General features: G+C 71.6%; 7 protein-coding genes. 2 read left to right on the top strand and 5 right to left on the bottom strand.

Going from position 1 to position 9,152, the window contains the following annotated elements; translation table 11 throughout:
- Positions 1-30: 30 nt before the first annotated feature.
- The 4 genes from acnA to ACFT2C_RS28570 all read right to left on the bottom strand — a co-directional run bounded on the left by acnA (position 31) and on the right by ACFT2C_RS28570 (position 7,191).
- A complete protein-coding gene (gene acnA, locus ACFT2C_RS28555) occupies positions 31-2,805 on the bottom strand; it encodes an aconitate hydratase AcnA (protein WP_377210489.1) in 2,775 nt (924 codons plus the stop codon).
- A 142-nt stretch (positions 2,806-2,947) separates the two neighbouring features.
- On the bottom strand, positions 2,948-3,706 hold the full coding sequence (locus ACFT2C_RS28560; protein ID WP_377210490.1) for an SGNH/GDSL hydrolase family protein: 759 nt from the start codon (positions 3,704-3,706) through the stop codon (positions 2,948-2,950).
- 48 nt (positions 3,707-3,754) lie between these two features.
- Positions 3,755-5,143, bottom strand: a complete 1,389-nt coding sequence (locus tag ACFT2C_RS28565; RefSeq protein ID WP_377210491.1) for a class I SAM-dependent RNA methyltransferase — start codon at positions 5,141-5,143, stop codon at positions 3,755-3,757.
- A 50-nt stretch (positions 5,144-5,193) separates the two neighbouring features.
- Entirely contained in the window at positions 5,194-7,191 is a 1,998-nt protein-coding gene (locus tag ACFT2C_RS28570; RefSeq protein WP_377210492.1) for an APC family permease, read from the bottom strand.
- Positions 7,192-7,279: 88 nt separating this feature from the next.
- On the opposite strand from ACFT2C_RS28570, the gene ACFT2C_RS28575 reads away from it, so the two are divergent.
- On the top strand, positions 7,280-7,933 hold the full coding sequence (locus ACFT2C_RS28575) for a potassium channel family protein (protein WP_377210495.1): 654 nt from the start codon (positions 7,280-7,282) through the stop codon (positions 7,931-7,933).
- Positions 7,933-8,598, top strand: coding sequence for a potassium channel family protein (locus ACFT2C_RS28580; RefSeq protein WP_377210493.1), 666 nt, complete (start codon positions 7,933-7,935; stop codon positions 8,596-8,598). The genes ACFT2C_RS28575 and ACFT2C_RS28580 overlap by 1 nt, the downstream gene beginning before the upstream one ends.
- Here ACFT2C_RS28580 and ACFT2C_RS28585 read toward each other — a convergent pair.
- A partial coding sequence (locus ACFT2C_RS28585) for a DUF3159 domain-containing protein (RefSeq protein ID WP_377210494.1) occupies positions 8,595-9,152 on the bottom strand: 558 nt, incomplete at its 5' end. The genes ACFT2C_RS28580 and ACFT2C_RS28585 overlap by 4 nt on opposite strands.

The raw sequence follows: 9,152 nt of genomic DNA on the forward strand, positions 1-9,152 counted from the left end.
ACCGGTGGTCGAGCCTGTCGAGACCTGGCGTCAGGCGACCAGCGAGCGGAGCACGTACTGGAGGATGCCGCCGTTGCGGTAGTAGTCCGCCTCGCCCGGGGTGTCGATCCGGACGACGGCGTCGAACTCGACCTGCGAGCCGTCGGCCTTGGTCGCGGTGACCTTGACCGTCTCGGGGGTCACGCCGTCGTTCAGCGCGGTGACGCCCGTGACGTCGAAGGTCTCCGTGCCGTCCAGGCCAAGCGACTCGGCGCCCTGGCCGTCCGGGAACTGCAGCGGCAGCACGCCCATGCCGATCAGGTTCGAGCGGTGGATGCGCTCGAAGCTCTCGGTGATGACCGCCTTGACGCCCAGGAGCGCGGTGCCCTTGGCCGCCCAGTCACGCGACGAGCCGGAGCCGTACTCCTTGCCGCCGAGCACCACGAGCGGGGTGCCGGCCGCGGCATAGTCCTGCGCGGCGTCGTAGATCGTGTCCTGCGCGTCCTTCACGAAGTTGAACGTGAAGCCGCCTTCGACGCCCGCGCCGTCGTTCTGGTCGGCCAGGAGCTGGTTGCGCAGGCGGATGTTGGCGAACGTGCCGCGGATCATGACCTCGTGGTTGCCGCGGCGCGAGCCGTAGGAGTTGAAGTCGCGCCGGCCCACGCCGTGCTCGGCGAGGTACTTGCCCGCCGGGCTGTCCGCCTTGATGGAGCCGGCGGGGCTGATGTGGTCGGTGGTGACCGAGTCGCCGAGCTTGGCGAGCACGCGGGCTCCGCGGAAGTCGGTGACGGGCTCCGGCGTCATGCCCATGCCCTCGAAGTACGGGGGCTTGCGCACGTAGGTCGACTCGGGGTCCCACGAGAACGTGTCGCCCTCGGGGGTCGCCAGGGCGGCCCAGCGCTCGTCGCCCTTGAAGACGTCGGCGTAGTCCGCCTCGAACATCTTGCGGTCGATCGAGGACGCGATGGTCTTCTCGACCTCGTCCGGCGTCGGCCAGAGGTCGCGCAGGAACACCGGCTTGCCGTCCTCGTCGCGGCCCAGCGGGTCGTGCTCGAAGTCGAACTCCATGGTGCCGGCCAGGGCGTACGCGATGACCAGCGGCGGGGACGCCAGGTAGTTCATCTTGACGTCCGGGTTGATGCGGCCCTCGAAGTTGCGGTTGCCCGACAGCACCGAGACGACGGACAGGTCGTGCTCGTTGACGGCCTCGGAGACCTTCTCGTCGAGCGGGCCCGAGTTGCCGATGCAGGTGGCGCAGCCGTAGCCCACCAGGTGGAAGCCCAGCTTCTCGAGGTACGGCCAGAGGCCGGCCTTCTCGTAGTAGTTGGTCACGACCTGCGAGCCCGGCGCCATGGAGGTCTTGACCCACGGCTTGGACACGAGGCCCTTCTCGACGGCGTTCTTCGCGAGCAGCGCCGCGGCGATCATGACCGACGGGTTCGAGGTGTTGGTGCAGGACGTGATCGAGGCGATCGCGACCGCGCCGTGGAACAGCTCGAACTCCTTGCCCTCGCTGTTCGTGACGTGCACGTGCTTGCGGCCGTTCGGCGTGATGGCCGGCGAGTCGGACGCGGGGAACGACTCCTTCTCGGCCTCGTCGACGCGGTCCCGGACCTCGGGCGCGTAGGTGGGCAGGTCGCGCGTGAACGCGCTCTTGGCGTGCGACAGCTCGATGCGGTCCTGCGGGCGCTTCGGCCCGGCGATCGACGGCACCACGGTCGACAGGTCGAGCTCGAGGTACTCGGAGAACAGGGGCTCCGGCGTGTCGGCGTCGTGCCACAGGCCCTGCTCCTTGGCGTACGCCTCGACCAGCGCGAGCTGGTCCTGGGAGCGGCCGGTCAGGCGCAGGTAGTCGACCGTGACCGAGTCGATCGGGAAGATCGCGGCGGTGGAGCCGAACTCCGGCGACATGTTGCCGATGGTGGCGCGGTTCGCGAGCGGCACCTGGGCCACGCCCTCGCCGTAGAACTCGACGAACTTCCCGACCACGCCGTGCTCACGCAGCATCTGCGTGATCGTGAGGACGACGTCCGTGGCCGTCACGGCCGCCGGGATGGAGCCGCTCAGCTTGAAGCCGACGACGCGCGGGATCAGCATCGAGACCGGCTGGCCGAGCATCGCGGCCTCGGCCTCGATGCCGCCGACGCCCCAGCCCAGCACGCCCAGGCCGTTGACCATGGTGGTGTGCGAGTCGGTGCCGACGCAGGTGTCGGGGTAGGCCCTGAGTACCTTGGTGGCCCCCGACTCCACTTCCCGGGTCATGACGGTGCGGGCCAGGTACTCGATGTTGACCTGGTGCACGATGCCGGTGCCCGGCGGGACGACCTTGAAGTCGTCGAACGCCGTCTGGCCCCAGCGCAGGAACTGGTAGCGCTCGTGGTTGCGCTGGTACTCGAACTCGACGTTGCGCTGGAACGCGTCGGCGCGGCCGGCGACGTCGATCTGCACGGAGTGGTCGATGACCAGCTCGGCGGGGGCCAGCGGGTTGACCTTGGTGGCGTCGCCGCCGAGCGCCGCGACGGCCTCACGCATGGTGGCGAGGTCGACGACGCAGGGCACGCCGGTGAAGTCCTGCATGATCACGCGCGCCGGCGTGAACTGGATCTCGGTGTCGGGCTGCGCGTCGGGGTCCCAGGACGCGAGGGCGCGCACGTGGTCGGCGGTGATGTTCGCGCCGTCCTCGGTGCGCAGGAGGTTCTCGGCGAGGATCTTCAGGGAGTACGGGAGGCGCTCGACCCCCTCGACCGCGCTGAGCCGGAAGATCTCGTAGGACTTGCCGGAGACCTCCAGCGTTCCCTTCGATCCGAACGTGTCCACGGTGCTCACTGTGGCTCCTTCTGCGGGGCTGACGGTGCGTCGGCTCTCACAGGCGCGGTCATCGCGCAAAGGAGCCTTCGCATGGGTTCCATGGGGCTTCACCCAGCCTAAGCCGGGCTGCTCAGGCCAGCATAACGCATATATCTTGACGTCAAGATATCTGCGATATCACCCGGTGCGCGATCGCCGCGTAGCCGCGGTCGGTGACGTGGATGCCGTCCGGGCCCACGAACTTGTTCAGCACCACGTCGGGGTCGAGCAGCGAGACGTAGGTCGCCTCCTGCTGCTCGGCGGCGGCCCGCACCGCGCTGTCCAGCGCCCGCGCCTCCAGCCCGATGTCCCACGGCGTCGACGGCCCGACGGCGATGATCTCCGCGTCCGGGAAGCGCTGGTGCGCCGTCTTGAAGGCTCGCGAGACGGCGCTGAACACCTGCTCCGGGGTCGTCCCGAGCTCCGGGAAGTCGTTCTGGCCGCCCGCGATCACCACGACGTCGACGCCGGCCGCGGGCGCGGCCCTCAGCTGCTCGCCGTAGGACAGCTTCGGGATCGTGGCGCTCCGGCTGATGTAGCCGGTGCCGCCCTGGGCGACGTTCAGCTCGGTCCAGCCCATCTCGCGAGCCACGAGGGTGCTCCACCGCTTCGCCGGCGACGACGCGCCCTGGCCCACCGTGTACGAGTCGCCGACGAACAAGGCCACGGGAGCCTTCGGGGGCGTCGGTGTGGGCGTGGGCGTCGGGCTGGGAGTCGGCGTCCCGGTCGCCGCGGGCGTCCCCGACGGCTGTTCCGCGCGCCCCGCACCGTCGCCGATGGCGATCCCGCCCGCCCCGGCGATCATGCCCACCACGATCGCGACGGCGAACGCCACCACCACACCGGCGACGATCCCGCCGCTCATCAGCCAACGCTTCACGAGGCGCATCCTAGGGCCCTCACGGACGCGTTTTGTCCAGATCGCCCGTCAGCCCCGCCGGTCCAGCACGGCCACGGCCTCGACGTGATGGGTGTGCGGGAACAGGTCGAACCCGCGCACGCCCGTCAGGGCGTAGCCGTGGGCAGCCAGGTAGCCGACGTCCCGCGCGAGCGCCGCCGGGTCGCATGCCACGTAGACGATGCGGCGCGGGGCGCGGGCGGCGATCGCGTCGACCACTGCTCGCCCGGCGCCCGTCCGCGGCGGGTCCAGCACGACGACGTCGGTCGTCCCGTCGACAGCCTCGCCCGCCAGGATCTTCTCGACGACCCCCGTCTCCAGCGTCACCTGGCCGAACGCGTGCGCGTTGCGGCGGGCGTCCTTCGAGGCCTGCTCGTCGCCCTCGACGGCGATCACCCGCCCCTGCGGCCCGACGGCGTCCGCGAGCGGCAGCGTGAACAGCCCCGCGCCGGAGTACAGGTCCAGGACGGTTGCCCCGGCCAGCTCGCCCGCGCCTCCGCCGGCGGCGTCCAGGACGGCACCCGTGAGCAGCGCGGGCGCCTCGCGGTGCACCTGCCAGAACCCGTCGGCGGCGACACGGTAGCGGTGGGTACCCCAGGGGCCGGTCACGACCTCGGTCACGGACCGGCGGGCGTTGGGCCGGGTGTCGGGCCGGCCGCGGCGCCACGGCTCGCCGTCGACCAGCAGCACGGGGTCGCCCTCGGACGGCGCCACCAGCTTGAGCTGCGCGCCCGGCGCCCAGGCGCGGGTGAACACCTCCTCGGCGACGGCGAACGCCATGAGCTCCGCGGTGGCCAGCGGCATCTTCTTCAGCGCGACGACGCGGTGCCCGCGGTGGGCGCGCATGCCGGCGTGCCCTTCGGCGTCGGCCACCAGCTCGATCCGGGTGCGGTAGTGCAGGCCGCGGCGCTCGTCGTCGCCGGGCGCCGCCTCGACGGTGACCTCCCGGGCCAGCCACTCGGGGTCGATCCGGGCCAGGCGCTCGAGCTGCTCGACGAGCACGGTCTTCTTCCAGTGCCGCTGCGCGGGCAGCGCGACGTGCGAGAGCTCGCCGCCACCCGCGCCGCCGGGCCCGGCGGCGGGCCAGGCGGGCTCGACGCGGTCGGGCGACGCCTGGAGCACCTCGACGGCGTCGGCGCGCCAGAAGCTGGATCCGCCCTCGGTGACGCGGGCGCGGACGCGCTCGCCCGGCAGGGTGTGGCGGACGAAGACGACGCGACCGTCCAGGCGGGCCACGCAGTGGCCGCCGTGCGCGACGGGGCCGACCTCCAGCTCGATCTCCGTGCCCACCTCGGGCGCGGGGACGTCGCTCACGCGGCGGGCGCGGCCCTGCCGCGGGGAACGCTGCGGGCGACGGCGCGGGCGGCCGCCCGAATCGGGGTCGGCGGGCGCGGTGCGGCGGTCGGGGTTGCGGGGCATGTGCCCAGTATCCCCTGCCCGGCCGACCGCCCGGCCGCGTGCCCGACCGGTCAGAGCCGCCTGCCGTCGATGAAGGTGTCGCCCTCGAGACCGGTCTGGCCCCGCGACGAGGCGAGCTGCCAGGGCACGGAGGCCACCACGACGCCGGGCGTGAACAGGAGGCTGCCCTTCAGCCGGAGCGCCGACTGGTTGTGCAGGAGCTGCTCCCACCAGTGACCGACCACATACTCCGGGATGTAGACGACCACCAGGTCGCGCGGCGAGTCCCGGTGGACCGACCGCACGTACTTGAGCACCGGCCGCGTGATCTCGCGGAACGGCGAGTCGAGGATGCGCAGCGGGACGGGCAGGTCGAGGGCCTCCCACTCGGCGACGAGCCCCTCGATGTCCTCGCGGTCCACGCCGACCGTGAGCGCCTCCAGGACGTTGGGCCGCGCGGCCCGGGCGTAGGCCAGCGCCCGCATGGTCGGCTTGTGCACCTTGGAGACCAGCACGATCGCGTGCACGCGGCTGGGTAGCGCGCGGGCGGACGAGACGTCGTCGAGCGCGAGCTCGTCGCGCACCCGGTCATAGTGCTTGCGGATCCCCTGCATGAGGACGAACAGCACGCCCATTGCCAGCAGCGTGATCCAGGCGCCGTGGGTGAACTTGGTGGCCAGCACGATGATCAGGACGACGCCGGTGAAGGTGAACCCGATGCCGTTCACCACGCGCGAGCGCCGCATGCGGCTGCGCGCCGCGGGGTTGGGCTCGGTGCGCAGCTCGCGCGTCCAGTGCCGGATCATGCCGAGCTGGGACAGCGTGAACGACACGAACACGCCCACGATGTAGAGCTGGATGAGGCGGGTCGTCTCGGCGTCGAACGCGATGATCAGGACGATGGCCGCGACGGCGAGCGTGACGATGCCGTTCGAGAAGGCGAGGCGGTCGCCGCGGGTGTGCAGCTGGCGCGGCAGGTAGCCGTCACGGCCCAGGATCGAGCCCAGCACCGGGAACCCGTTGAACGCGGTGTTCGCGGCGAGCACCAGGATGAGCCCCGTGACGGCGGAGACCGCGTAGAAGGCCGGCGGGAAGCCGGAGAACACGGCCTCGGCGAGCTGTCCGATCACCGGGATCTGGACGTAGTCGCTGGAGACGGGCTCGCCGTTCAGCGAGAGCTGGGCGTGCGGGTCCTCCGCGAAGCGGATGCCCGTGGCCTGCGCCAGCAGCAGGATCGAGATGATCATCGTCGAGGAGATGGTGCCGAGCAGCAGCAGCGTCGTGGCGGCATTGCGCGACTTGGGCTTGCGGAACGCGGGGACGCCGTTGCTGATGGCCTCGACGCCGGTCAGGGCGGCACAGCCCGACGCGAACGCGCGGGCCAGCAGGAACACGCCCGCGATGCCGACCAGGCCCTGGTCGAACGCGGCCTCGGCGGAGAGCTCGAACTCCGCGCTCCGTGCCTCCGGCAGGGTGCCGGAGAAGAAGCGGAACGCGCCGGTGACCACCAGTGCCCCGACGATCGCCATGTAGCAGTAGGTCGGGATGGCGAACGCCGTGCCCGACTCCTTGACGCCGCGCAGGTTGACCAGGGTGAGCAGCGCCACGGCGATCACCGCCGCTATCGCCTCGTGCCCGCGCAGCGCGGGGATGGCCGCCGACGCGTACTGGGCCGCCGACGAGATCGACACCGCCACGGTGAGCACGTAGTCGACGAGCAGTGCCGACGCGACGCCGATGCCCGCTGACCGGCCCAGGTTGGTGGTGGCGACCTCGTAGTCACCGCCGCCGGACGGGTAGGCGTGCACGTTCTGGCGGTAGGACGCGACCACGATGAGCAGCACGACGACCACCACGAGACCGACCCATGGCGAGAACGCCAGGGCGGCGATACCCGCCAGCGAGAGGGTCAGCAGGATCTCGTCCGGCGCGTAGGCCACGGACGACAGGGCGTCCGAGGCGAACACGGGAAGTGCGATCCGTTTGGGCAGCAGCGTGTGCCCCAGGCTCTCGCTGCGCATGGGGCGGCCGACCAGGAGTCGTTTAGCCGCATCGACGATGTCCGACACGTTGGAAGACTCTATGCCCGCCGATGGCACGCAGCGCACACAAGGCATCCCACGACGCGGTAGCGTTCCATCCGTGCACTTCGTCATCATGGGCTGCGGCCGCGTGGGCTCCAGCCTTGCCCAGGAGATCGAGAGCCGCGGGCACTCCGTGGCCGTCATCGATCAGAACCCGGACGCGTTCCGGCGCCTGCCGGCGGACTTCTCGGGCAAGAAGGTGACCGGGGTGGGCTTCGACCGGGACACGCTCGTCCAGGCGGGGATCGAGGACGCGTATGCGTTCGCCGCGGTGTCCGACGGCGACAACTCGAACATCCTGTCCGCCCGCGTGGTCCGCGAGACCTACGGCGTGGACAACGTGGTAGCCCGCATCTACGACCCGCACCGCGCCGAGATCTACCAGCGCCTGGGCATCCCGACCGTCGCCACCGTGCGCTGGACCGCGGACCAGGTGCTGCGCCGCATGCTGCCGCTGGGCTCCACCGACGAGTACCGCGACCCGTCGGGCACGGTCCGGCTCGCGCAGATCGACTACCACCGAGGCTGGGTGGGCCGGCCCGTGCGCCACGTCGAGACCGCCACGGGCGGGCGCGTCGCGTTCGTGACGCGGTACACGACGGCGGTGCTCCCCACTCCGGACCTCGTGCTCCAGGAGAACGACGTGCTGCACGTACTCATGTCGGCGGACACCTCCGCCGACGTCGAGCGGATCCTGACCGCCGCCCCGCCCGCCGAGGAGGACTGATGCGCGTAGTAATCGCCGGCGCCGGCTCGGTGGGCCGCTCGATCGCCCGGGAGCTGCTGAGCCACGACCACGAGGTCACCCTGATCGACAAGAACCCCTCCGCCATGCGGGTCTCGCAGGTCCCCGAGGCGGAGTGGGTGCTCGCCGACGCGTGCGAGCTGCCCGCGCTCGAGGCCACCGAGATGGAGCAGGCCGACGTCGTCGTGGGCGCCACCGGCGACGACAAGGTCAACCTCGTGTTCTCGCTGCTGGGCAAGACGGAGTTCGGGGTGCCGCGCACGGTCGCGCGGGTGAACAACCCGAAGAACGAGTGGATGTTCGACCAGTCCTGGGGCGTGGACGTCGCCGTCTCGACGCCGCGCATCATGACCGCGATGGTCGAGGAGGCCGTCGCCGTGGGCGACCTCGTGAAGATCTTCAGCTTCAGCCACTCCGCCGCGGACATCCTGGAGCTCACGCTGCCCGCGGACTCCCGCGTCGCCGGCACGCGCGTGGGCCGGGTCGTGTGGCCGGCCGACGTCACGCTCGCGACCATCGTGCGCGACGGCCGCCCCCTGGCGCCGAGCCAGGACGACACCCTGGAGGCCGGCGACGAGCTGCTGCTGGTCGCCGGCGCGGACGCCGACACGGACGCCCTCCAGAAGCTGCTGGTGCCGAAGGGCTAGCTCGCCGTCGCGGTCCGGGGCCGGCGCACGACGTACCAGGTCAGGTACAGCACAAGCGCCCACAGCGGCACGCCCAGCAGCAGGTGGAACGTGCCGAGCCAGCCGATGTCGCCCGCGAAGTACAGCGGCGTCTTCACCGCGAGGCGCAGGGCGAAGAGGCCCACCCAGAGCCAGGTGGCGAGGGCGTAGGTGCGCATCTTCGCCGGGTCGTCGCGCCAGGCGGTCAGTGCGGCGAACGGCGAGGGCGCGTCGTCGGCCTTCGCCTCGCCGCCGTCGGCGGCCCGGTTCGCCTCGGCCCGCACGGCCTCCGGCGTCAGGCCGGCGCGCAGCGCCTCCACGACGTAGCCGACGGCGGGCCGGCGCACGAGGATCGTGGCGAGCAGCACCACGAGGTAGCCGGCGTTGAGCAGGAGGCCGCCCGCGTAGTAGTTCTCGGCCTCCCCCGACTTCCACGCCCACAGCACGCCGACGGCGATGCCGAGCAGCCCGCCGAGCGCCTGCGTGACGGGCGTGCGCTGCACCAGCCGCGCCACGACGAGCACCAGGGCGGTCTG

Origin of the sequence: Promicromonospora sp. NPDC057138, from assembly GCF_042670845.1 — a bacterium.
GTDB lineage: Bacteria > Actinomycetota > Actinomycetes > Actinomycetales > Cellulomonadaceae > Promicromonospora.

What these genes read in the sequence shown, in the direction of transcription:
- ACFT2C_RS28565 (WP_377210491.1), bottom strand. Translation starts at nt 5,143, where the DNA reads ATGCCCCGCAACCCCGACCGCCGCACCGCGCCCGCCGACCCCGATTCG.
- ACFT2C_RS28575 (WP_377210495.1), top strand. Translation starts at nt 7,280, where the DNA reads ATGGGCTGCGGCCGCGTGGGCTCCAGCCTTGCCCAGGAGATCGAGAGC.
- ACFT2C_RS28580 (WP_377210493.1), top strand. Translation starts at nt 7,933, where the DNA reads ATGCGCGTAGTAATCGCCGGCGCCGGCTCGGTGGGCCGCTCGATCGCC.